21 protein-coding genes and 5 pseudogenes are annotated in these 22,515 nt (G+C 60.2%); 12 read left to right on the forward strand and 14 right to left on the reverse strand.

Annotation, left to right across the window (positions count from 1 at the left end; translation table 11 throughout):
• Positions 1-22: 22 nt before the first annotated feature.
• The 5 genes and pseudogenes from JEY66_RS09085 to JEY66_RS45095 form a co-directional block, all read left to right on the forward strand.
• Positions 23-610 (forward strand): annotated as a pseudogene (locus JEY66_RS09085) (ROK family protein); the annotation flags it as partial.
• A 382-nt stretch (positions 611-992) separates the two neighbouring features.
• Positions 993-1,154 (forward strand): DUF2934 domain-containing protein, encoded by a 162-nt coding sequence (locus tag JEY66_RS09090; protein WP_075968978.1) that lies wholly within the window; start codon positions 993-995, stop codon positions 1,152-1,154.
• Between the two features lie 22 nt (positions 1,155-1,176).
• Positions 1,177-1,731 (forward strand): hypothetical protein, encoded by a 555-nt coding sequence (locus JEY66_RS09095; RefSeq protein WP_026193315.1) that lies wholly within the window; start codon positions 1,177-1,179, stop codon positions 1,729-1,731.
• 135 nt (positions 1,732-1,866) lie between these two features.
• Positions 1,867-2,104, forward strand: a pseudogene (locus JEY66_RS45395) (DUF2269 family protein).
• A gap of 357 nt (positions 2,105-2,461) precedes the next feature.
• Complete coding sequence (locus tag JEY66_RS45095; protein WP_259171281.1) at positions 2,462-2,587, forward strand: hypothetical protein; 126 nt, start codon at positions 2,462-2,464, stop codon at positions 2,585-2,587.
• 146 nt (positions 2,588-2,733) lie between these two features.
• On the opposite strand, the gene JEY66_RS09105 is transcribed toward JEY66_RS45095, so the two are convergent.
• The 4 genes and pseudogenes from JEY66_RS09105 to JEY66_RS09120 form a co-directional block, all read right to left on the reverse strand.
• Positions 2,734-3,294 carry a DUF4142 domain-containing protein gene (locus JEY66_RS09105; protein WP_026193314.1) on the reverse strand — a complete coding sequence of 187 codons (561 nt, stop codon included), beginning with the start codon at positions 3,292-3,294 and terminating at the stop codon, positions 2,734-2,736.
• Between the two features lie 449 nt (positions 3,295-3,743).
• Positions 3,744-3,941, reverse strand: a pseudogene (locus JEY66_RS09110) (DUF6496 domain-containing protein); the annotation flags it as partial.
• 457 nt (positions 3,942-4,398) lie between these two features.
• Positions 4,399-4,860 carry an inorganic diphosphatase gene (locus tag JEY66_RS09115; protein ID WP_229158072.1) on the reverse strand — a complete coding sequence of 154 codons (462 nt, stop codon included), beginning with the start codon at positions 4,858-4,860 and terminating at the stop codon, positions 4,399-4,401.
• Positions 4,861-4,984: 124 nt separating this feature from the next.
• Positions 4,985-5,500 carry a YciE/YciF ferroxidase family protein gene (locus JEY66_RS09120; RefSeq protein ID WP_016841005.1) on the reverse strand — a complete coding sequence of 172 codons (516 nt, stop codon included), beginning with the start codon at positions 5,498-5,500 and terminating at the stop codon, positions 4,985-4,987.
• Between the two features lie 166 nt (positions 5,501-5,666).
• On the opposite strand from JEY66_RS09120, the gene JEY66_RS09125 reads away from it, so the two are divergent.
• From JEY66_RS09125 to JEY66_RS09135, 3 genes are all read left to right on the forward strand, one after another.
• The gene (locus JEY66_RS09125; RefSeq protein ID WP_026193313.1) at positions 5,667-7,172 is read left to right on the forward strand and encodes an FAD-dependent oxidoreductase; all 1,506 of its coding nucleotides are present in this window, start codon (positions 5,667-5,669) and stop codon (positions 7,170-7,172) included.
• Between the two features lie 142 nt (positions 7,173-7,314).
• Positions 7,315-8,433, forward strand: a complete 1,119-nt coding sequence (locus JEY66_RS09130; RefSeq protein ID WP_018273500.1) for an NAD(P)/FAD-dependent oxidoreductase — start codon at positions 7,315-7,317, stop codon at positions 8,431-8,433.
• A 630-nt stretch (positions 8,434-9,063) separates the two neighbouring features.
• Entirely contained in the window at positions 9,064-10,080 is a 1,017-nt protein-coding gene (locus tag JEY66_RS09135; protein WP_026193311.1) for an ATP-dependent DNA ligase, read from the forward strand.
• 106 nt (positions 10,081-10,186) lie between these two features.
• Here JEY66_RS09135 and JEY66_RS09140 read toward each other — a convergent pair whose 3' ends face one another.
• Complete coding sequence (locus JEY66_RS09140) at positions 10,187-10,342, reverse strand: PQ-loop domain-containing transporter (protein WP_240536852.1); 156 nt, start codon at positions 10,340-10,342, stop codon at positions 10,187-10,189.
• Between the two features lie 188 nt (positions 10,343-10,530).
• Positions 10,531-11,106: a cysteine hydrolase family protein gene (locus JEY66_RS09145; RefSeq protein ID WP_016845459.1), complete on the reverse strand. Its 576-nt coding sequence runs from the start codon at positions 11,104-11,106 to the stop codon at positions 10,531-10,533.
• Positions 11,107-11,285: 179 nt separating this feature from the next.
• Between JEY66_RS09145 and JEY66_RS09150 the strand changes: the two genes are divergently transcribed.
• Genes JEY66_RS09150 through JEY66_RS09160 form a run of 3 tightly spaced genes read left to right on the forward strand, consistent with a single transcriptional unit; the run spans position 11,286 to position 15,012 of the window.
• Positions 11,286-13,769: an excinuclease ABC subunit UvrA gene (locus JEY66_RS09150; protein WP_100213818.1), complete on the forward strand. Its 2,484-nt coding sequence runs from the start codon at positions 11,286-11,288 to the stop codon at positions 13,767-13,769.
• A 53-nt stretch (positions 13,770-13,822) separates the two neighbouring features.
• Positions 13,823-14,143: a hypothetical protein gene (locus tag JEY66_RS09155; RefSeq protein ID WP_240536853.1), complete on the forward strand. Its 321-nt coding sequence runs from the start codon at positions 13,823-13,825 to the stop codon at positions 14,141-14,143.
• Between the two features lie 11 nt (positions 14,144-14,154).
• On the forward strand, positions 14,155-15,012 hold the full coding sequence (locus JEY66_RS09160) for a glucose 1-dehydrogenase (RefSeq protein WP_026193309.1): 858 nt from the start codon (positions 14,155-14,157) through the stop codon (positions 15,010-15,012).
• Positions 15,013-15,313: 301 nt separating this feature from the next.
• Here the strand turns inward: JEY66_RS09160 and JEY66_RS09165 are convergent, their stop codons facing one another.
• On the reverse strand, positions 15,314-15,523 hold the full coding sequence (locus JEY66_RS09165; RefSeq protein WP_155258695.1) for a hypothetical protein: 210 nt from the start codon (positions 15,521-15,523) through the stop codon (positions 15,314-15,316).
• Between the two features lie 153 nt (positions 15,524-15,676).
• Here JEY66_RS09165 and JEY66_RS09170 point away from each other — a divergent pair, with 153 nt between their 5' ends.
• Entirely contained in the window at positions 15,677-16,036 is a 360-nt protein-coding gene (locus tag JEY66_RS09170; RefSeq protein ID WP_018273495.1) for a PRC-barrel domain-containing protein, read from the forward strand.
• Between the two features lie 1,515 nt (positions 16,037-17,551).
• Here the strand turns inward: JEY66_RS09170 and JEY66_RS09175 are convergent.
• From JEY66_RS09175 to JEY66_RS09205, 7 genes and pseudogenes are all read right to left on the reverse strand, one after another.
• A complete protein-coding gene (locus JEY66_RS09175; protein ID WP_018272611.1) occupies positions 17,552-17,791 on the reverse strand; it encodes a hypothetical protein in 240 nt (79 codons plus the stop codon).
• Positions 17,788-19,440, reverse strand: a complete 1,653-nt coding sequence (gene tnpC, locus JEY66_RS09180) for an IS66 family transposase (protein WP_018272610.1) — start codon at positions 19,438-19,440, stop codon at positions 17,788-17,790. Before tnpC ends, JEY66_RS09175 begins: the two co-directional genes overlap by 4 nt.
• Before the next feature lie 68 nt (positions 19,441-19,508).
• The gene (gene tnpB / locus JEY66_RS09185; RefSeq protein ID WP_018272609.1) at positions 19,509-19,856 is read right to left on the reverse strand and encodes an IS66 family insertion sequence element accessory protein TnpB; all 348 of its coding nucleotides are present in this window, start codon (positions 19,854-19,856) and stop codon (positions 19,509-19,511) included.
• A complete protein-coding gene (gene tnpA / locus JEY66_RS09190) occupies positions 19,853-20,275 on the reverse strand; it encodes an IS66-like element accessory protein TnpA (protein ID WP_080650387.1) in 423 nt (140 codons plus the stop codon). The genes tnpB and tnpA overlap by 4 nt, the downstream gene beginning before the upstream one ends.
• Positions 20,276-21,048: 773 nt before the next feature.
• Positions 21,049-21,773 (reverse strand): annotated as a pseudogene (locus JEY66_RS09195) (DUF72 domain-containing protein); the annotation flags it as partial.
• A gap of 5 nt (positions 21,774-21,778) precedes the next feature.
• Positions 21,779-22,090: a DUF4142 domain-containing protein gene (locus tag JEY66_RS09200; protein WP_016845450.1), complete on the reverse strand. Its 312-nt coding sequence runs from the start codon at positions 22,088-22,090 to the stop codon at positions 21,779-21,781.
• Positions 22,086-22,313 (reverse strand): annotated as a pseudogene (locus JEY66_RS09205) (YciE/YciF ferroxidase family protein); the annotation flags it as partial. The gene JEY66_RS09200 and the pseudogene JEY66_RS09205, both read right to left, overlap by 5 nt.
• Positions 22,314-22,515 lie beyond the last annotated feature (202 nt).

Raw genomic sequence — 22,515 nt, forward strand, 5'->3', positions numbered from 1 at the left:
CCAGATATTGATTTCCCAGCCTCATCCGGACGACGCCGGCCTTATCGGCGCGCTATATCGCGCTCCATCCTGGATCTTCGAAGCGCACGACTCCATCCTTGCCGTGGACATCGGACGCACGAACATCCGCTGCGGCGTCGTGGAAACGCGACGCAAGAAGGCGCCGAACCTCTCCGAGGCGTGCGTGTGGCAGTTCGAGCTATGGCGTCATGCCGACGACGAGCCGTCGCGTGAGAACGCTGTGAGGCGCCTTGTCAAGATGCTCAAAGAACTGATCGCGAAGGCGGAAGACGAGGGATTCAAGCTCGCGCCATTCATCGGCATCGCATGCCCAGGCGTTATCAAGAGCGACGGCTCGATCGAGAAGGGCGCGCAGAACTTGCCCGGCAACTGGGAGAGCAGCAAGTTCAATTTACCCGCAAGTCTCGTCCAGGCGATCCCGCAGATCGGGGAGAACGACACCGCCGTCATCATGCACAACGATGGGGTGGTGCAGGGACTTTCTAAGGTCCCCTTCATGCAAGACGTGAAGCGTTGGGGCGTGCTGACGATCGGCACCGGTCTCGGCAACGCCCGCTTTACCAACCGCAATGGCAAAGGCGAACGCTGAGGTTATCGGAAGAAGGTGGCTCGATAACCGGTAAAATGAGGGCCGATCGTTGGCTGGGTTGTGAAACGCTTTTTTGGGGGAGACCAAGATCGGCATCTCAGGAGGCAGCTGAAATTTCCTTCCTGAACTGGCATAGGCGGCGGTCACCACCGCGATTTCGTTCGGCCAAGGGCGACTTTTTGCCGCTCATAGGGCAAGGTTTCAACGGAGGAACCTCGCTGACTTCGCGGGTTTATCACCGGAAGGAGGGATCGGCGCTAGCGAGTGGAAATGACTGCTGTGATAGCGGCGGCCGAGCGTGTCGCTGACGACTAACCGTCGAAGAGGCCGTGATTAGCGGAAACCGAGCCCACGATCCCTACAGAGTTGAAGGAGGCACGTGGTGACCCAACCGACCGAAAAGGAAATCGAGAAGCGCGCCTACGAGATATGGGAGCGGAGCGGCAAGCCCGAAGGCAGGGAGGAAGAATTCTGGCGGCTGGCGGAGCAGGAGTTGCGAAACGAGGACAAGTCATCTCCCCTCCGCACTCCAGATAGCCTGTAAGCAGAGAAGAAGCGCTAACCGGATGTCTCATTCCGCAGCAGCCGAAACTGTATTGCTGTACTTTGTGCTGCCCCTTTGGTTATTGGCGGGGTTTGCTGATTATCTTTGCCATCGCGCATCTCGGATTGAGACGACAAGCGGCTATAAGGAAACCCCACTTCATCTGTTGATGTTGATCGAACTTGCGATACCATTGCTGGCGGCGATTTTTTTTGAAATCAACGCTCTTATTATTGCGGCTATGATCGTCGGCTTTGTTACGCACCAGCTGACAGCCCTCTGGGATACAACATTCGCCAGCCATAAGCGGAGCATCACGCCCATCGAACAGCAGGTCCATAGTTTTCTCGAACTGATGCCTCTCATGGCGATGGTGATCGTCATCATCTTAAACTGGCCGCAATTCCTCAGCCTTTGGGGACTGGGTTCTGGGCCCGCACGTTACGAACTCGCCCTGAAGCGAGAGCCATTACCATGGACGTATGTGGCGGCGTTTCTATTCGCGGTCCTGCTGTTTGAAGTCCTTCCCTATATGGAGGAATTCGTTCGAGGCTTACGGTCGCGGAAGAGGGCTTAGCTCCGAACGCGGAGCACTTCAATGAAGGTTACCGTCATCGGAGCGACAGGACTTTTAAGGTCCGCTATTGTGGCTGGCTTTCCTCGCACGGCCATTCGGTCCTTTCGATGAGTAGAATCGCCGACATTAGGTGTCCTGGCACGATCTCAACGAGGCGCGGATTGTATCTTCACAGCCACCGCTGTCGTTGCACAGCCCGTCATAGGCTCGCTGCTTGTGCTGCACGTCGGTTACTCCTTCTGGGAAGGATGGATCGTGGTCGATGGTGCTGTATCTCTCGTCTCACCGAATCTGCTGGCTGTGGTTTGCCTTCGGCATTCCAGTGTTCATGGCGGTGGCCGCTATACTCTGGCTGATGATAGCTAAACCTTAACTAGAGGTGTTTTGAAGCGTGATGGCAGTGCCGAGCTCGCCAGGATGCTCCGCTCGCGGTGGCATGCCAGCTTGCAGTAGTTGCCGGGGAGCGCGCAGGCCTCCGGGATGGTCGAGCGGATAGGAGGGGATACCTGCTAGGCCGCCAAAGCGCCTGTTGCTCAGGCGCGCCTCCGTTATTGGCCAAGAACTCTGCGTGCGAGATGAATATACGCAATCGCTCTGGATGAATGTCCCGGTGGTCGAAGTTGCTAGCCTGTCGGGATCCGACCGGGCGGACGTGGTCGTGGTCGGTTCTGGCATTGCTGGGCTGCCGGTGGCGTAGAGCTTGCAAGCCGTGGGCGCTATCGACACCGGCATGACGGCACGCACGACCGCGCATCTCGCCACAGCGCTGGACGACTATTCCGAGGAGCTCGTGGGCGCGCGCGGCGAGGAATGTGCGCCTTACTACCAAAGCGTCATGACCGCGATTGACCGCTGAAGCTATCCTGGAACTCGAAAACGTCGACTGCGATTTCTGCCGGGTCGACGGAATCTGGGTGCATTGCCGAATCCCAGACCGGGCGGCCAACCGCCAGCGGCAGCAAAAGGGGAAAGGAGCCGCCTCGCAACGGCTCCGTCCTTCCGCTATTTCTTGCCCTCGCCGACCGTAGGCGCGGGCTTCTTGTCGAGATCCTGCGCCATCTCAAGATGATGCTTAAGCGCCGGCAGGGTTTTGCCGGCCCAATTCTTCAGATCCGCGTTATCGCCGCCCTTGGCATAGCGCTCGAACAGGTCGACGGCATCCTTATGAGCGCTGACCTGCATCGAATTGAACTCCGAGCTGAAGTCGTTACCGTTGGCACCCTTCAGCTTGTCGAGCTTGCTTTGGTGCGATGAATCGAGAGCGCTGGGCAACTCGGCTTTCACCTTGCCACTGGTGACAAGTCCCTTCAGCTCGGTGCTGGTTTTGGTGTGGTCCGTTACCATCTGGGAAGCGAAAGTCTTCTCCGCTGCATTTCCCTTCTGCTGTGCGAGCTTGTTAGACTCGATTTCAAACATGTCCGATATCGCGACCTGCTTGACAAAATCCACCGTCGAGGGGCTGACCCCGAGCACGGAATTGACCCCGGTCTTTTCGCCGACGGATTGCGCCATGACCGGTGTCGCCAGCAAAATGCACGCGATTGCTATCATAGTGCGTCTCATGTGTATCTCCATCAGTTTGCGGTCTTGCAATTGACGCCCTTGCGAGGCGTTAGTTGAGCTTAGTCGCCGTCTGCTCGTCGAATTTGGCGGCGAGGGATCGAACGATATCGTGTGGCTGAGCTTTCCATCCAGGCGATCAAGACGTCGTAGTGGCGACCGGCCGCAACAGGAGACCCGCCTTCGACCGCTCGGGCGGTGGAACGATCCCGTGACCAAACGAGCCAGTTGCGGGTGTAGACCTCCTTGCGGTTGGGGTGGAACTGGACGCAGTAGCCGCCGCATTTGCGCTTTTCGCTGATTCCCGCCCCGTTCTTGGCCAAGCTATCGTCAAAGGCGAGGTGGTGGTTGGCCTACGCACTACCCTGAAGTTTTAAGCCGAGTGCCGGTAAACGTGGCGGAGGTATACGCGTCACTACGCAGTGACCTGTACATCGGCTCCATTACTTCTTTTTCTTGGGGACGTTCTTGCCTTTTTTGCGGGCCTTGGAAAGTCCGATCGCGATCGCCTGCTTCTTGCTTTTTACCTTGCCGCCCTTTCCGCCACGGCCACTTTTGGCCGTCCCCTTCTTGTACCGTCGCATCTCGCTCTTGACGTCCGAGCCCGAGCTCTTCGAGTAGCGACGCTTCTTCTTGGCTTTTTTTGCCATGGGTTCTTCTCTTTCCACTAAAAGACACTGCTAGTTGAACTGCCAGAAGCATGACTTCCGCGCCGTCGGCTTTCCCATCCACCGCATCGACAATCTAGATGGCGCTGGCAAGTTCCAACGCACCATTCCGAGCATCCGTTAGAGGATATACCGAATGCGGTGTCCTCATAGGAACGCTGTCAGATGTTTCACGCTTGATAGGTTGGAGAACCTCGATCGATGCGCCGCACCAGAATTCGGCTCAAGCACCAGCCATCCGACCAAGCCGGCCGACGCGGTTGGCGGCTTAGCACCGAGGAAGATGAAGAAGGTATCGAGGATTGGATGGTCGGCGGAGGCGACAGCCCGTCAGCTTGAACGGCAAATAGTCCCGGAAATTGTTGCTGCATCAACCAAGGGATCAGGGTAGCCACACGATGGTTCGTCCCAAGGGTTCACCTCCTATTTCAAGCCCGATTCAGCGGGCCAGCCGTTTGATGGTCTTGGCCGCACGGCTGGGACCATGCCAGCCGAGAAACTTCAGCTCCTTGTTCTCCAGCGCATTCGTTGCTCGAAAGAACTGTTCGAGGTCATCGCGTGCATGGGTGGGAAGATCGCGGATATCCTTGAGATCAGTTTCGAGCGGTGATCTATCAGGCACCGCAAACACCCGATCGTTGCGCTCCGTCTCGCCCTTTTTCTTCTGTTCGACTTCGAGAATGCCGATGGGACGGCAGCGCAGCACGACGCCCGGATAGGTCTGCGCGTCATGCAAGATCAGCACATCCAGCGGATCGCCATCCTCGGCCTTGGTCGAGGGAATGAACCCCCAGTCATAGGGATAGGTCAGGCCGGCCATCAGTGGCTTCGCCAAGGCAAAAACGCCAAGCTTCGGATCGAAATCGAGCTTGCACGAACTGCCGCGCGGCGTCTCGACCACGGCGAAGATGTTCTTATCGTCGGCCCAACTCGGCAGTTTTGTCAGATTGGTCATGGCGGACGACTCGGACCTCGAAAGGAGCAGCGGGCCCGACGGAAATCGATCCGCCGAGCCCTGCCGGGAATCAGGCGGAGGTGGAGGCCTTCTTGTTGACACCCTTGCGCAACGCAACCGTATTGAGCTTGGCGTTCGCGGCCTTCTCTTCGTTTAGGTTCGTGGTAAGGAAGCGCACGATATCGTCGTGGCCGAGCTCCTCCGCCCAGGCGATCAAGGTGCCGTAGCGGCATATCTCGTAGTGCTCGACGGCCTGCGCGTTGGCGACGAGCGCCGCATCCAGCACCGTCTTGTCCTCGATCTCGCCGGCCGTCTCGTCGGCTTCCTTGATGATCCCGTCGATGGCTGGGCATTGCGTGCCGCTTGGCGATTGGCCGAGTTTCTCGAACACCTTTTCGAGACGCTCGATCTGCTTGTTGGTCTCCTCGAGATGGTTCTTGAGGCCCGTGGCCAGATCCCGGTTGGTGGCTTTGTCGATCATCTTCGGCAGGGCCTTGGTGATCTGCTCCTCGGCATAATAGATGTCCTGCAAGCCATGCAGCAGCAGATCATCCATCGTCTTGATGTCTTTGGTGAATAGTCCCATGACGCCGCTCCTCGCTCCTAAAGCGGGGGGAACGCATGCTCGCCGTGCTGGTTCCTGGGCGTGAACGCCACAGCCGGCCGGGAAGATTATGATGGTGGGGCGTCTCGTGCGTCCGCAGGAACTCGCGCAAACAGGCCGCGTTTTGCCTCTTTGGGTGGAGTTCAACATGGTCAGCACCTCGCTCTGGATGGAGACCGAAATCCTGCCGGAGGCGGGTGCCCTCAAAGGCGATGTGCAATGCGATGTCGCCGTGGTTGGTTCGGGCATCGCCGGACTGTCGACGGCGTACGAATTGATGAAGCGCGGCCGCTCGGTCATCGTCATCGACCGCAAGGGTATCGCAAGCGGCATGACGGCGCGCACCTCGGCGCATCTTGCGCCGCTTTGCGATGATTTGATGAGCGAATTCAGGAAGCTGCGCCGCGCCGAGGTCGCCAAGCTGTTCTACGAAAGTCAGGCCGCCGCCGTGGATCGCATCGAGGAAATCCAGACAAGCGAGAAAATTGCCTGCGACTTTCTCCGTCTTGACGGTTACCTTTTTCAAGGCAATGGCATGCCGGCCGACATATTCGATGAGGAGCTGGAAGCGGTGCGCGAGGTCGGCGCACCGGTGCACCGGCTGGTCGGCGTGCCGCTCAAGGGCTGCGAGAGCCGGCACGTCTTGCGCTATCCGCGCCAGGCAAAATTCCATCCCCTCAAATATCTCGCCGGACTTGCCGCCGCTTGCGCAAGCGGCAGCGTCCGTTTCTTTGCCAACAGCCCGGTCGAGGAAGTCGCCGAACATGACGGCGGCGTCACGCTGCGAACCTCACAGGGGCAGATCACGGCCGTGCATGCTGTCATCGCGACCAACGCATCAATCGCCGACCGCTTTCAACTGCATACCAAGGTTTCTCCTTACCGCACTTACGTGCTCGCCTTTGCCATCGCGCGGGGCGAACTGCCCGACGCGCTCTATTGGGACACCGAAGATCCCTACCATTATGTGCGGCTGCAAACGGGCCCCGAGGAGGATGATTTCGTGCTGGTCGGCGGCGAAGACTATAAAAGCGGTGAGGCCAACGATGCCGACCAGCGCTTTGCTCGGCTGGAGAACTGGGCGCGTGAATTGATCCCGGCTTTGGACCGCATAACCCATCGCTGGTCGGGTCAGGTTCTCGACACGATCGACTATGCCGGCTTCATCGGCCGCGAGCCCGGCAGCGAGCGCATTTACCTTGCGATGGGCGATTCAGGCCAGGGTCTGACCCATGGTGTGATGGGCGCGATGCTGAACACAGCCCTCATTCTGGGCGAAGATCATCCGTGGAAGTCCGTCTATGCGCCGGATCGCAAGCCGCTCGCTGCGGCGCGGAATTTCCTGCGCGAGAACATGACGATCCTGCAAAACCTCGCGGAATATGTGGCGCCGGGTGAAATCGCTTCGCTCGAAGAGCTTCAGCCCGGTGACGGCGCCATTCTGCGGCGGGGACTCGAAAAGATCGCAGCCTACAAGGACAAGGCTGGCGAACTGCATCTTCATTCGGCCAGTTGCACGCATATTGGCTGTCATCTGCACTGGAACAGCTTCGAGAGCTGCTGGGATTGTCCGTGCCACGGTTCGATCTTTGCGCCCAACGGACGGCCGATCAATGCTCCGGCCGTGTCGGCTTTGCGCCCGGTAAAAGTCTAGCGAGATCCGGTCAAGGCTTAGGGAGCGTTCCATCTTCAAGGACGAGGACATCGAGCAGGGCGATCTGCGTAGCCCGCGCACACCGTGGGCCGTCCTACGGCCGCTGCCAATTGAGCCGATCGTTGACAGCTTTCGGTGCAAGGTGCTGATCGTCGGTGCCGGCATCACCGGTGCGCTGATGGCCGAGCGCCTGACACGGCAAGGCCGCCAGGTGGTCATCATCGATCGCGAGCTTCCCAGTCTCGGCAGCACGGTGGCCAGCACCGCCATGCTGCTCTGGGAAATCGACCGGCCGCTGTTCGAACTTGCGCAGCTCTATGGTTTCGAGAAGGCGGTGCGCTGCTATCGGGCCAGCCACCATGCCGCGCAGGGATTGCCGTCCCTGGTTTGGCAGCATGGAATTGCCTGCCAGATGCGACGGCGTCTCTCGCTCTATCTCGTCGTCGATGACAGTCCGAACCTTGTTCAGGATGAATGTGCGCTGAGGGGCCGCGCCGATCTGCCGTCCCTCTATCTCGATCACGCCGCGCTGCTGAAGCGCTTCGGCATCGCGCGGGCGGGCGCCCTTTTGTCAAGGGACGCGGCTGATGCCGATCCTGTGCTGCTCACACATGGCCTGCTTGATATCTCCCTGCAACGCGGTGCCCGCCTTCTCAAGGCCAACGCGGTTGCCTATGACAGCACGGCCCAGAGCGTCACCGTCGGCCTTGAGAACGGACTTTCGATCGAGGCGCGCCAGGTTGTGCTCGCGACCGGCTATGTGATGCCGGATATTGTGCGGCCCACGGCGCAGCAGCCAGCTTCCAGCTGGGCCATCGCGAGCCGGCGGCAGCCAGGCCATCTGTGGCCCGAACAGGCGCTCATCTGGGAAGCGAGCCGGAACTATCACTATGCGCGGACCACCACTGATGGCCGCATCATCCTTGGTGGCGAAGATGACCGTGCGCTCATCGAGCCTCACGCTCGTGATGACGCCACGCCTGCCAAGGTGAGGGCGCTCAAAGATTATCTGAAGGCGCTTTGGCCGCATGCATCGGAAGATGTGGCGTTCGGCTGGTCGGGCGCCTTCGATACCACACATGACGGATTGCCGTTGATCGGCAGGGTGCCCGGCTCCAAGAATATCTTCGCCGCCTTTGGCTATGGCGGCAACGGCATTACCTTCAGCTTCCTCGCGGCGGAACTTATGGCGGCGATGTTTGCCGGAGGTTCTTCGCCCCTGTTCGATGATCTTGCGATTGATCGCGATATTCCCGGCTAAGACGCGCGATCAGGCTGCCCAGCATGAAGGCGACGAGCAGCGAGGGCAGCGGAGCCTCTCGCACCACATCACGCAGAAACGCGAGCGCCTGGCCCGGCGGCTGCCCTTCTTCCAGCTTTCGTGCTGTGATTGCGCTTCATCGCTCCGCGCCGCACCTGATCCGCCATTCCCTGCTCCTTCAATCTGGGCAATAGACCGGCGGCGGAACCGTTCCTACTGCGAACGCTTTGGCCGTACCGGTGCTTTAGCAACGAAGGGGACCCGAGGCCGTTCTGAAAGGACCGACAACGATCGATCAAGGATGGTCATGGCTCAAGATCCGCCGGAGCCTAAACGAGACGGCAAAGGGGCCACATCTCGGGCTCTCGCAAGCCTGCACGGGAAGTTCAGGAGCCCTTCACCATCCGCCCGCCGGAAACCGATCACGGCTCAATGCCCAATCTGAAATGGTCGTTCGCTGCTGAACCAATGGCTTCCACGCGCGCTTGTCGAAGCGCATTTGAAAGTCACGGGTGACGTCCTGGCGCGGCTCCTGACCACCAAAGCGGCGGTGATCGCACGATGGTATTCCCGCGACCAATCATCGAGCAGGAGGTCGAAATGCCGCCGCGTGGCGTCCGTATGGAGGCGATGGAGGCACGTTCTGTCGATGCCATTCCAGTCGGAAAGGAGTGGCAATATGAACCCAAATGGGACGGATTTCGTTGCCTGCTGGCGCGGGACCGGGACGCGGTGTCCATGCGCTCGAAGTCCGGCCAGGATCTCGCCCGATACTTCCCGGAGATCGTCGCCGCAGCCCGCGATTTGCGCGAACGGAGGTTTGTGCTTGACGGCGAGCTCGTCGTCGAGGTTGGCGGGCAATTTTCGTTCGATGACCTCCTGCAGCGCATCCATCCGGCCGCTAGCCGCGTCCAGAAGCTGTCCCGGGACACGCCGGCCCTGTTTCTCGCTTTCGATCTGCTGGAGCTGGGCGACAAAAAGTTGGCCGACCAACCGTTGTCCCGACGGCGACCTCAGTTGGAAAAGCTTGCTGGCCGCAATTTTTCGCGCGCGCCGCTATTTCGGCTATCGCCGGCCAGCACGAAGTTCGGGGATGCCGAGCGGTGGCTGCAATCGGCAGGCGGCGGAAGTGACGGCGTGGTCGCCAAGCGGCTCGATCTTCCGTACCAGACCGGGAAGCGCGAGGGCGTGCAGAAGATCAAGCGATATCGCAGCGCTGATTGCGTCATTGGAGGCTTTCGCTACGGCGAGAAGCTGCAGGCCGGCCGCAAAGCTGTCGCCTCATTGCTGCTGGGGCTTTACGATGCAGACGGCCTCCTGCACCACGTCGGCTTTTCGTCAGCCATCAAGGCAAAGGACAAACCGGCGCTGACCGAAAGACTCGAGATGATTGCGGCGACCAAAAGCTTCACTGGCAACGCGCCAGGCGGACCAAGCCGATGGTCGACGAGACGATCGTCCGAATGGCAGGCGGTGAAGCCGAAATACGTTGTCGAAGTGTCCTACGATCACTTCACCGGTGGCCGCTTTCGGCACGGTACGACCATCCTTAGATGGAGGTCCGACAAGAAGGCGGACCAGTGCACCATGGAACAGATGAAGCAAAAGATCGCGCGGGACCTCATGAGGGCGATCGAGCCAGCCTGACGGATACTTGGGGTCTATCGCATGTCCCGGATCTCGCAGGCCAACACGCCCCGATCGCGTTCGCGCCAACGACAACCCAGTCTTGGCGCAGCAGGTCGTAGACGACCTACAACGTAGGCCCAAGGGTGAGGGCTGCGAGCATCCCAAGCGAGAGGTCGCCCGTCGATCCACGCGGCCAAGCCTTCCTCAACTGAGGGATGTAAGACAGCGATGCGAGAAAGGCCGCGATGCCGCCAATAGAGGATGCGAATTTACCTATCACACTCTATGGCCACTCCTCGCCTGCCGACGGTGCAGATCCTCGGAGCGAGCCGGTTGCTCGGACTGCCGGCCAGCATTCGCGTCGTATCCCCTGTCAATGAATGCCGCACGGCAAACAGTGAGGAATAAGAACCGTTCCTAACGTCCTGCGATCGTCACGCGAGCCACCGGCCATCAGCGTTTCCGTCGTCACTCGACCTGCTCGCCGAACCGGTTCAAGTAGACCGCCATCATGGCGTCGTGAGTCTCGTCCGCGGAACTGCAGAACGCGTCGGTCACCAGGACGACGCGAAAAGCCCAATCGATCGCGCCGAGCGCGGTAGCGAGCACGCAAACCTCCGTCTCGCCTCCCGTAACGACGATCGTACCGACCAGCTTCTCGCGCCGGCGAAGATGCAGGTCGGATCCGGTCGACGGAGAGTAAACGTGCTTGTCGTAAATCGTGGCCGGGGGAACGAAGCAGGCGAGCTCCGGAACGAGATCGACTATATCTGGGCCAAGACGATCGATTGTCATCGAGCTCCGTCGCTCGTAGTACCGTCGCCACATCCCCGCACCTTGGCCTGAGGACCGGGCTGGGATGAAGCGGGTAAAAGTCGCCCGCTCGGGATGCCTTGCCGTGATGGCGACGATACTAGGAATCAGCCGATCGAACCACGGCGTCCTCCATTCGGTGTCCTCTGCGAACATCCAGTGCATGTCGACGCAGATGTGAATCGTGTTGGCGCCGGATGGCCCCAGCCGTAGCACATCTCTCTTGGCCATCCTTCGGTCGTCTCAAGGACTTTGCCGTATCGGACGCAACAAGGGTGTTCCTTCATGGTTCCTTCGTTAACGCGCCCCGGGCGACTCGACCGGATGCCCTCGGGAACCACGAGATGCAGCCGGGCTTTTACCTCTCGATGTTCGAGAAAGCCGATAGAAGTGAAGAACTGACTTCCGCGATGGCCGACGGTTTCGTCCGCGTCCGCGGAGCGCGGGAGCATAACCTCCGGAACGTTTCGCTCGACATCCCACGCAATGAGCTCGTGGTCTTCACAGGCGTGTCCGGATCCGGCAAGTCCTCCTTAGCGTTTGGGACGTTATACGCGGAGGCTCAACGTCGTTATCTCGAATCCGTATCACCTTACGCACGTCGGCTATTCCATCAGATGCAGGTGCCCGACGTCGACGCAGTTGAAGGATTGCCGCCAGCCGTCGCCCTTCAGCAGCAGCACGGATCGCCGACAACCAGGTCGTCGGTGGGAAGCGTCACGACGCTCTCCAACCTCTTGCGCATACTGTATTCGCGGGCGGGCACATATCTGCGCGGGCAGGCCTTGCTTTACGCGGAGTCCTTCTCGCCTAACACGCCGGAAGGCGCCTGTCCGAACTGTCACGGCATCGGGCGAATTCATCAGGTCGTCGAACGAAGTCTGGTACCCGACGACACTTTGACGATCCGTGAGCGCGCCATTGCGGCTTGGCCTTCGGCTTGGCAGGGCCAGAATCTCCGGGACATTCTCGTCACCTTGGGGTATGACGTCGATAGGCCGTGGCGCGAGCTTTCGAAGAAAGATCGTGACTGGATTCTCTTCACGGACGAGCAGCCAACCGTACCGGTGTATGCGGGATACACGCCAGCCGAGACGCGAAAAGCCCTGAAGCGTAAGGAGGAGCCCAGCTATATGGGCACCTTCACCGGCGCCCGCCGGTACGTGCTTCAGACATATGCCACCACGCAGAGCATCATGATGAAGCGGCGTGTAGCACAGTTTCTGTCGAGCGATGATTGCCCGGTCTGCGATGGAAAGCGGCTAAAAGCGGAAGCGCTTTCGGTCAAATTCGCAGGAATGGACATTGCCGAGATGTCTCGCCTGCCGTTGGGCAAGCTCGACGAGCTTATCAAACCGTACATTGATGGAAGCAAGAAAGACGGTACCGACGATCCTCCCGAAAAGGCGCTTGTCGTTCAGAGAATCGTCGAGGATCTCGTCGGGCGTCTCGAAGTTCTGCTTGAGCTAGGCCTCGGTTATCTCACCTTAGAGCGCAGCACGCCGACGTTATCGCCGGGCGAACTGCAGCGTCTGCGGCTCGCGACGCAGGTCCGATCGAACCTGTTCGGGGTCGTCTACGTACTGGACGAGCCCTCCGCTGGCCTGCACCCGGCAGACATTGAGGCGCTCTTGCGGGCACTCGGGCGCCTGAAGGCATCGGGAAATTCGCTCTTTGTCGTTGAACACGAGCTCGATGTGGTGCGCGAGGCCGACTGGATCGTCGACGTTGGGCCCGCTGCCGGGGACCAGGGCGGTCGGATACTCTACAGCGGGCGCCTTGCCGGTTTGGCCAAAGTCGAAGCGTCCCAAACACGAAGGTATCTGTTCGAAGATGCCGCGAGGGCACCACGCAAGATCCGTCGGCCGAGCAGCTGGCTGAAGCTGCGGAACGTGACGCGGAATAACCTGAGCCGTCTCGATGCCGACCTCCCTCTCGGCGTCCTTACATGTGTGACCGGCGTGTCTGGCTCGGGCAAATCCACTCTCATCAGCCAGTTTCTCGTCGAGGCGATCGCGGAGAAGCTAGGTCAGCGCCGCAAATCCGATCTGGACGAAGCTGAGCTGCAGGAGACCGTGCGTACGCTGAGTGGGGAGATTACGGAAGGGTTGGATCGCGTTAAACGTCTCGTTGTGGTCGATCAGAAGCCGATCGGGCGGACCCCGCGGTCCAATTTGGCGACTTACACCGGCTTGCTCGATCACGTGCGTAAACTTTTCGCCGGGACGAAGCAGGCGCGTGCCAGGCGCTACGACGCGGGCAGATTTTCGTTCAATGTGGCCAAGGGCCGTTGCGAAACCTGCGAGGGCGAAGGCTATGTATGCGTAGAGCTGCTGTTCCTTCCGAGCGTCTATACTCCGTGTCCGACGTGCCGGGGCGCTCGCTATAACCCGAAAACGCTCGAGATCAAGATACGGGACAAGTCGATCGCCGATGTGCTGGCGATGACCGTCGACGCGGCTTTCGAGTTCTTTAAAGACGATGACGTTCTTTCGCGCTCTTTGGGCGTTCTGCGCGAGGTCGGGCTCGGTTACATTAGACTTGGCCAGTCGGCCACCGAACTTTCAGGAGGAGAGGCGCAACGCGTCAAACTCGCCACCGAGCTCCAGCGCGCCCATCGTGGCGGCACATTATACGTTCTCGACGAGCCGACGACGGGACTGCATCCGTCCGATGTCACAAAGCTCGGCAATCAGCTGCAAGGGCTCGTCGAGGCTGGCAACACCGTCGTTCTGGTCGAGCATGATATGTCTGTTGCAGCGGAGAGCGACTGGATCGTAGAAGTCGGCCCTGGCGCTGGAAACGAAGGAGGTCGCATCGTGGCGTCCGGACGACCGGATCAAGTTGCTGCCTCCGGGAGCCGGACAGCAGAATATTTGAAGCGAGCGCTCTAACGAGTTCATCGAAGGCCGCCAGCCCCCATAGGAACACCGGGGGACGCAGTTGGTTGTTTGCCATCGCCTGCCCGAAAGAGACACGCATGGAAAGCATCCTCGTCGCCGAATTCGATACTAGCCGCGCGGCAGAGCTCGCGGTCGAGCACGTTGTGCAGGAGTGCGGAGTCCAGAGAACCGACGTGGTGCAGCCGATGGGCGCCGACAATACATCCGGCGATCGACCCGCGCTCGCCGACGTGAAGGTAAAGCCGAAGCCGGGCGAGAAGCTTGGGGGCCCGATCGAAGTATCCGTCGACTTCCATGGCGACGATCCGAAGCGCGTCGCGGACGCGCTGAAATCCGTTGGTGCTAAGGCCGTCCGGATGAAGTAAAGGACAGAATCATGCCCGAATATCCCAAACCGCCGTTTCCCAGCCAGCGACAACCCATGCCAGGCTCGACGGGGAAGATGGACCCGCGCCCGGATCATGGCGAGACAAGCTATAAGGGCTCGGGACGGCTTCAAGGCAAGTGCGCCATTATTACTGGCGGCGACAGCGGCATCGGGCGCGCGGTCGCCATAGCCTTCGCCCGCGAGGGCGCCGACGTCCTGATCGCCTACCTTGACGAAAGCGACGATGCGAAAGAAGTCGCGGCGATGATCGAGAAGGAAGGGCGCAGGGCTGTCCTCGTCGAGGGCGACCTTCGCTCGGCCGACCATTGCCGCACCGTGGTCGACCGCGCCGTGCAGGAACTTGGCGGCGTCGACATTCTCGTCAATAATGCCGCGCATCAGGCGACCTTCGCCGACATCGGCGACATCAGCGACGAAGAATGGCGCATGACCTTCGAGGTGAACATCCATGCGATGTTTTACCTCGCCAAGGCCGCGGTCCCGCATATGAAGCCTGGAGGCGCCATCATTAACACGGCATCGGTAAATTCCGACATGCCGAACCCGATACTGCTCACCTACGCGACGACGAAGGGAGCGATCCAGAACTTTACGGGCGGTCTGGCCCAGATGCTGGCGGAGAACGGCATCCGGGTGAATGCCGTTGCGCCGGGTCCAATTTGGACCCCGCTCATTCCCTCGACGATGCCAGAGGAAACCGTAAAGAACTTTGGCAAGCAAGTGCCGCTGAAGCGGGCTGGCCAGCCGGCTGAACTCGCCACAGCCTACGTGATGCTCGCCGACCCGCTATCCAGCTACACTTCGGGCACGACCGTCGCGGTGACCGGAGGCAAACCCTTCATCTGAGAGGTGGCCGGCATAAAGCATCCCGTGACGCCCGATGGCCGCTACTTCGTCGTAAATGGGAAGCTTGGGTCTCAGCAATGCGGACGTTGAGCCGGGCGCCTCCATAGAGCTTGGGAGGCAGGCTTTCAGCGAGGGGGCAAGTTGGGCGATGCGCATCGATGGTCCTTTAGATAGGAAGCACCGCTCGGAGCAGTAAGATGATTGCAGCCGAACCGAAGTTCGGCAATGCTCCGCCTTGCGGTGCCGATCACCGCGCGCGTGCCCTCTTTAGTGATGCGCTTGAGGAGCTCTTGCGCACGCGTCAATGTTCGTCTTCGGAAAGCTGACTGAGATAGGCCAATCCGAAACTTGCGAGGTCTTCGGCATCGCCTTCGCGGCGATCCCATCTCCCATAGAGGTGACGCTCAAGCAGGCAACGACGCCTATCTGATGTATCAATCCCGGAGTGAGTGGCGCAGAAAACGCTCCAAGCGATATCGATCGCCGTCCGCAATGTGATTGCATTTGCCATTTCAGCTCCGCGACACCGGCATCATTGCCGTGCAATCCCTTTCCACGGCGAAGGTTGCATCTTTTTCCCAACCTTAAAGCTGGCACCGGGCGTATCGTAGGAACCTTGCTCTCCCGAAGACATTTGCCGTTAAGATCTTGAACGGAGGATGTTATGGCACTCGAAGCGAAGGAATCGGGCAACTTGATCGGCAGCGACAAGGTTGAAGGCACGACAGTTTACGGTGCAGACAGTCAGAAGATCGGCAGTATCGAGCGGGTGATGATCGACAAAAAGAGCGGAAAGGTCTCCTACGCGGTCCTGAGCTTCGGCGGCCTTCTTGGCATCGGCGATGACCACTATCCACTGCCTTGGCAATCGTTGAAGTACGACACCAATCTTGGCGGGTACGTCACAGGCGTGACAGAAAGCCAACTGCAGGGCGCGCCCAAATATCGTGATGAGACGGCATGGAATTGGAATGATCCGGCTGCCGGTCGATCGGTAAATGACTATTACCGAGTACCAATCTGATTGCCCTCGAAATGCGGCGTGCTCGTCATCAAAGTGCGCTGCATTCGCGAAAAGCGTGTGGGAGCATCGTCGAATAGCCGGTCAGCCGCAAATCGGGTCTTGAAAGCGAGTTCTAGGAAGCGCTCGCGCGAGCAAGCCTAGCGCAGGTACTCGCCCGCGCCGCGGGAACCTTATCTCCTCAGACGAAGCTATATAGCGCGCCTCAACCTTCCCGCACCACGAGGCCCTGCGAAAAATGTGGAGGCCCGGCACGCGCGCGGCTGAACGCCTAGTGCGCTCGGCCCAGTCAGGGCCACTGGTTACGAGTTAGTCGGACTGCGATATGTCGGACATCTGAGTCCATGTATCTCAAGCGCTAGGGTTCACGGCCAAGGCCGGGATTAGGAACGCGGTGTGGGTCCGTATCCGGGCCCGGGGAAGCGGATCTAATTGCTGTTCAGGAGCTGTCGCATTAGCGGCAAGCACGCCGCACGGCCTTGCAAGTCAGCAAGTTAGGTGCGCGCGAACGTGGAATATGAGAGCGGATAGTCTATCCGAGGCTGAGGACGTAGAAATACATCGCCACGATTATCGCGACGCTTAGTAGCGTGATGCCGAAACTTTCCTATCCCGAACCGATTTGACGACCGCTCAAACGTTCCGGCGCTGCGACATCCTGTCAAAGCGCTTGATGAGCAATGTGCCTCACTCCTCGTCGCCCGATTAACTTGGTGGACGCCCACGATGGGGCAGCTTCGGGCCAGTGATCCGGTCTGCCGCGACGCGAAGGGTGCCGGCGTGTTTCATCGCTTCAACGCGAGCCGGCCCAGGCGGCAAAGCGCGCGCATGATCCAGCGCCAGTATCGCTTCCGCATCGAGGTCAGCTGCCGACTACCGATCGACCGTTCTCTTCATGCGACTCGCGCGACCTAATGCCTGCCGAACTAGGGCGCATAGCTTGTTTCGGCGCTAGGAAAGAAGCGGACATTTGAGGGTACGATTCACGCATGTTAGTGTTTGAAGTTGAACCACGAAAGTGTGTCGCGCTCGCAACGTGGCAATAGTTCCGCTGAACATCGGACCCGTTTGGACTTCACGGCGATACGGATCCACTGTTTACTAATCGTGGACCATTGAAGACGATTTTTATTTGCAAGATGTTCATTTCAGATCGGGTCCAGGAGGTCGTTGTCCAGCGCCAGCGGCCTCCTCGTTTTGCTTTCTCGAACTGCAAGGGAATCGTGTAATGCCAGTGCAGGTATGGGCCGTTGCCGCTTCGATTGGGTGGACAGCTGTTGTCGGAACGATGCTGCTGTATATGATTTTCGGCCCTAACTGATCGTATTCCTGTTCTCCCAACCATCGGGTCCCGGCGGGTTCAAGGCGGAGAGTCCTTGTAGTTCGCGCCAGGCGATTGCCCTCAATCGATTGCTGAACAAAACGCCGGCTATTCGCTGCAGCCGGCGCATCACAGCCCTGTCAACTGATGTAAATGCACCGTCTGGTTAAGGGTATCCATTCGGCGTAGGCCGCAGGTCACCGCTTCAGCAGTCCAGGGTTTTCCTTGTAGAACTTGATAAGCTCGATCAGGTTCTCGATTCCGAAGTCGGTGAACGCCTGGACGCCGTCTTCTCCGACGCCATAGACCCAGATCACGCCATGCTCGATCTCCATTTCGATGGCGATGTCCCACAGCCAATCTTCGTCTTCGCCGAGGTCCTTGGCGACCTGGGCAATGGTGGTGACGTGATGGACTTTGTTGACGTGGGTGGTCATGCCGCTGCTCGAGCGGAGAGCGCTGATGCCGGTGTCCAATTCCAGGGCAGCAGTTCGTCCAGCCGGTGAGCCGGGTGGGCAGCAATGCGAGCGAGAACATCCGCCAGCCAGGCTTGCGGGTCGATGCCGTTCATCTTGGCGGTGATGATCAGGCTGTACATGGCCGCCGCACGCCGTCCGCCGCGATCAGAGCCGCAGAACAACCAGGACTTTCGCCCCAGAGCGATACCTCTTAGGCCTCGTTCGGCGGCATTGTTGGACAGACATACCCGCCCATCATCGAGGAACAGGGTGAAGCTCGCCCAGCGCTTCAGGATATAGTTGAACGCCTTAGTCAGGTCGTGCCCACGGGAGAGTTTGGCGAGCTGTTCTCTCATGTAGACTTGAAGATCGTCGACCAGGGGCCGGCTCTGCGTCTGCCGTACCTGAAGGCGATCCTCGGGACTCCTGCCATTGATGGAGCGCTCGATCTCGAACAGCGCGTCGATCCGCCTCACGACCTCGATCGCGATCGGCGAGAGCGGGATCTCCTTCTTGCCGGCGGCCTTGCGCCGGGCATTCTCTTCGATGTCGGCCATGGCAAAGAACGGGCGCCGTCCGTGCGACCAGCAGGCAGCCTCCCGGATTGGGCCTGGCTGGCGTCCCGCTAGATAGAGCTGGTTGTACCCATCATAGGCATCGGCCTGCAGGATGCCGGCATATCGGGCCAGATGCCCCCGGGGATGCTCGCCCTTGCGGTCGCGGGAGTAATAGAACATCGCCGCCGGCGGCCCCGCGCCGCCAAACGGCCGGTCGTCCCGGACGTAGATCCAGCATCGCGCCGTATCGGTCTTGCCTTTGGCCAGTACGGGCACGGTCGTATCATCGGCATGCAGGCGCTCGGCCGCCATGACATGGGCTTCGACCAAGCGCAGGAGGGGATCCAGCGACGCACAGACCGATCCCATGGCGTCCGCCATGGTCGACAGCGCGATCGGCACGCCTTCCAGGACGTAGCGCTCCGCCTGGCGGTTTAAGGGCTGATGTTGGCCGAACTTCTCGAACATGATCATGGCCAACAGACTCGGGCCGGCCCATCCGCGGGCGACGGCATGGAACGGCGCCGCCGTCTGGCTGATCTTCTCGCAGTCGCGGCAGGAGAACTTCTCCCGGACCGTCTCGATCACCTTCCACTGGCGCGGTACCACTTCCAGCGTCCGAGTTACGTCCTCGCCGAGCTTGCGCAGGCGAGTGCCCCCACAACAATCGCAAGCCGTTGGCCCATCGATCACCACCCGCTCCCGGGGAAGATTTTCGGGGAACGTCTGGCGCTCGGCGCGCTTGCGCGTAAATCCGCGCACCGCCGTCGCCTTGGCCACGGCCCGTTCCGCCGCAAGCTCGTCCTCGGTGGCGTCGGCTTCCAGCTCTTCGAACGTCAGCGCCAGCTGTTCGATCAGCCGCGCCGAACGCTCCGATCGTTGCCCATAGATCTGATGCTTCAGCTTGGCGATCTGCAGCTTCTGCTGGGCAATCAGCGCCTCGTCTTCCGACGCTTTCGCGCGGGCGACCGCGAGCTCGGCGGCGATCTCAAACCCCTTCGCGCGCTCGGCCGCCAACGCCTCTTTCAGGGCGGCAACGTCATCCGGAGCAGCGTCGCGATCAGCATTCATGCGACGCAGTGAATCACAAGTTGGACGCGATGGGACTCCTTAAAAAGCTGAAGGCCGCAGATATTTGCTCAACCCGCGCTCCGCGGCCGCCAGCTCAGTTGCGGATTCCGCCAGTCGATGCCTTCGAGCATGTAGGCCATCTGGGCCGCCGAGATCGATACCGCACCGTCCGACGCCGAAGGCCAGATAAACTTGCCGCGGTCCAAACGCTTGGCATAAAGCGACATGCCCAACCCATCATGCCAAAGGATCTTGACCAGATCGCCGCTGCGCCCCCGGAAGATGTAGAGATCGCCCGCATGAGGATCCCGCTTCAGGCTTTCCTGCACTGTGAGAGCCAAGCTTCGCATGCCGCGACGCATATCGGTGTGGCCAGTGGCGATCCAGACCCTGACGCCGCTCGGGATCGGGATCATCGGCGTCGCAGGAGCTCGAGAACCCGCTGTAGCGCCTCAGTGTCCACGTCACGATCTACCCGCACGCGGCAACCACCAAGCTCGATCTCGATGATTCCGACCCTCGCGCGCTGCGCAGGCGGTGAAGACGGCACCTGCGGCGCGCACGTCGATGCCGAAGCTGGCGTAGAGGTGATCTCCACGGGTACAAGCGCAGGCACCGCGTCCTCCGCCAGCCGGCCGTCGCGCGCCAGCCGGCGCCACGTGAACAATTGGCTCGTCGACAATCCGTTGCGACGTGCCGTTACCGACACCAATCGTGGCCCGCTGTAGCTCTCGGCAACGATCCGCTGCTTCTCCTCCAAAGTCCAGCGGCGCCGTGCGCCCGTCGAGACGACTTCAAGTCGGGAAACCTTCGGCATAGGCATATAGTCAGTCATGCGCCTATGTCTTCACGTTGCCACCTCACTCGGCAAGGCGGTCGCCCCCGGAGGGATACGGTTAAGGCGGCTTTTCGCAACTGGAAGTGCGTTTAGGAACGCCGATCTCCCGGTGTGTTGCTCGCACTGACAAACGGAAAGGAAGCGTTCAAATGAAGGTTGCAAGGATCGCGCTGGCAGCGGCATTCATTCTCGGTTCGATAGCTGCCGCGAGCGCTCAAGGGGGCGGCGGAGGCGGTGCGGGTGGAGGCGGTGCAGGCGGAGGCGGTGCGGGCGGTGGAGCGGGTGCGGGTGCCGGCGCAGGCGGCGCAGGCGGTTCCGGAAGCGGTGCGGGTGCCGGCGGTGGCGGTGGTGACTCTCCGGCCGCGGCTAGCGGTCAAGGTGCCTCAAGTAGCCCCAGACACGGGAACCCGGGGGCGACCATGAACGATACGAAGGAGCGCCGAGATCGCTAACTAGATTCGGCCATCCCGGATGGGCTCATAAGGCGGGACGGCCTCCAAGAGCCTTTGCAGGCCGCCGTCTCGGAGGCTGAGTAGGTGCGCGTGCGATCCAGTTATGGAAGCTGTACGAAGACATTCCGCCGCAAGCGCAGTGGGTATCAATACAGGGCAATGCGCCGACGCTGAGGAGACATCGCCGGGGCCCTGAAGACGAATTTCTGGATGGGGGGGTTCTAGCGTCCATTCCGGTTCCTTCGCCATAGAGCTCGCGCTTTCGCTGGATATGGTCGCTCGGCAGAAATAGTGGCCGTGCGGCGGGAGAGTTTTAGTTTCAAGCAGCTTGCAACGCCTCTTGGCGTCGGCCGGCGCCGCGCTCTTTTGGTCATCGTCGAAATAGACATAAACATCGCAGCCACGCCGATTCCAACCGCGGATATGCTTGGCCCATTCGGAGAGCTGGGCCGGTTTGTAACATCCGCTGTAGCGTCCGCCCGGACCATGGCCGCGAACGTGGACAAAATCTGCAGCCCGCTTCCAAGGCGCTGGCGCATCGTGATGATCGGAGATGCAGAGCGCGATGTTCTGGGCGGATAGCAAACTCAGGATGTGCGGCTCGTACCAACTTGAATGACGGAACTCGAAGACATAGCGACGCCGTCGCTTCAACAGATTGAGGAAGGCGGCTAGCTGGTCCGCGTCGACTGAAAGATTTGGCGGCAGTTGAAACAATACAGGGCCGGCCTTCTTACGCAGCAGCGACAGACGGTCTTCCAGCAGTTCGAGACTGTTGATCGAGCTCCCGGACAGTCGCTTCCAGTGCGTGATGAACTTCGAAGCCCTCTGGCGAAGACGAAGCCGTCGTCAGTAGCGTCGCGCCAGTCGGCTACGGCGTTTTGCGTCGGCGTGCGGCGGAACACGCCGTTCAACTCCGTCGTGCAAAACTGACTCGCATAATAGTCGAGTTGCCGTTTTATGGGCAATTCTTTCGGAAAGAACCGGCCGCGCCGGGATGGATAGTGCCATCCGAATGTGCCTATCAGAACACGTCCCGGCACTCCGGCTATTTCCGATTCTTGTCCATGTCTTGCGCCATCTCAAGATGGTGCTGGAGCGCGCGGCGGGTCTTGCCCGCCCAGTGCTTCAATTTCGGATTGTCGCCGCCCTTGGCGTAGCGTTCGAACAGCGAGACCGCGTCCTTGTGCGCGCTGGCCTGCATAGGTTCATATTCGCTGGAGAAGCCGTCCGTCTTGGCGTCGCGCAGCCGCGCCAGTTTCTTTTCGGAGCTGTCGTCGAGCTTGGTCGGCAGCGCCGAGCTCATCTCGCCGCTGACCAGCTGCTTCAGCTCCGAACTGGTCTTGCCATACCCTCGCATCGCACTTCTTGCCGCGCGCCGGCTTACCCATCAGCTCGAAGATCGGCTCGAGCCGCTCGATTTGGCCTTCGGTCTCGTCGTGGTGCTTTTCGAACGCGGCGCGCAATTGATCTGAGGAGGCTGCCTTGGCCATCTTCGGCAGTGCCTTGTAGATCTGCTTTTCGGCGTAGTAGATGTCCTTCAGGGTATCAAGGAAGAGGGCACTAAGATCTTTCTCGGCCATGGGTCGCACCAGGATTGCAGGTTGCTTTGCAGCCGACAACGAGAGCATCACAACCAGGCTCCTATTTTCCGACCCTCGTCTCTAGCGGTCCTTGCGGCGCACGTTTCGACTGGTGCCGGGTTTTTGACGGATGGTCGAGGAGCGACGCCCTCGTTCGGTCATGTGTGCGGTTGAGCTCGTCGGAACAAGGTTCAATCCGCCA

Source organism: Bradyrhizobium elkanii USDA 76 (genome assembly GCF_023278185.1).
GTDB classification, from domain to species: domain Bacteria; phylum Pseudomonadota; class Alphaproteobacteria; order Rhizobiales; family Xanthobacteraceae; genus Bradyrhizobium; species Bradyrhizobium elkanii.

Coding starts and splice junctions, on each gene's coding strand:
- JEY66_RS09200 (WP_016845450.1), bottom strand. CDS start 22,090: ATGCGAGGGTATGGCAAGACCAGTTCGGAGCTGAAGCAGCTGGTCAGC.
- JEY66_RS09095 (WP_026193315.1), top strand. CDS start 1,177: ATGTCTCATTCCGCAGCAGCCGAAACTGTATTGCTGTACTTTGTGCTG.
- tnpC (WP_018272610.1), bottom strand. CDS start 19,440: ATGAATGCTGATCGCGACGCTGCTCCGGATGACGTTGCCGCCCTGAAA.
- JEY66_RS09165 (WP_155258695.1), bottom strand. CDS start 15,523: ATGGCAAATGCAATCACATTGCGGACGGCGATCGATATCGCTTGGAGC.
- JEY66_RS45095 (WP_259171281.1), top strand. CDS start 2,462: ATGACGGCACGCACGACCGCGCATCTCGCCACAGCGCTGGACGACTAT.
- JEY66_RS09145 (WP_016845459.1), bottom strand. CDS start 11,106: ATGGCCAAGAGAGATGTGCTACGGCTGGGGCCATCCGGCGCCAACACG.
- JEY66_RS09150 (WP_100213818.1), top strand. CDS start 11,286: ATGGCCGACGGTTTCGTCCGCGTCCGCGGAGCGCGGGAGCATAACCTC.
- JEY66_RS09160 (WP_026193309.1), top strand. CDS start 14,155: ATGCCCGAATATCCCAAACCGCCGTTTCCCAGCCAGCGACAACCCATG.
- JEY66_RS09135 (WP_026193311.1), top strand. CDS start 9,064: ATGGAGGCACGTTCTGTCGATGCCATTCCAGTCGGAAAGGAGTGGCAA.
- tnpA (WP_080650387.1), bottom strand. CDS start 20,275: ATGACTGACTATATGCCTATGCCGAAGGTTTCCCGACTTGAAGTCGTC.
- JEY66_RS09120 (WP_016841005.1), bottom strand. CDS start 5,500: ATGGGACTATTCACCAAAGACATCAAGACGATGGATGATCTGCTGCTG.
- JEY66_RS09125 (WP_026193313.1), top strand. CDS start 5,667: ATGGTCAGCACCTCGCTCTGGATGGAGACCGAAATCCTGCCGGAGGCG.
- JEY66_RS09170 (WP_018273495.1), top strand. CDS start 15,677: ATGGCACTCGAAGCGAAGGAATCGGGCAACTTGATCGGCAGCGACAAG.
- tnpB (WP_018272609.1), bottom strand. CDS start 19,856: ATGATCCCGATCCCGAGCGGCGTCAGGGTCTGGATCGCCACTGGCCAC.
- JEY66_RS09105 (WP_026193314.1), bottom strand. CDS start 3,294: ATGAGACGCACTATGATAGCAATCGCGTGCATTTTGCTGGCGACACCG.
- JEY66_RS09175 (WP_018272611.1), bottom strand. CDS start 17,791: ATGACCACCCACGTCAACAAAGTCCATCACGTCACCACCATTGCCCAG.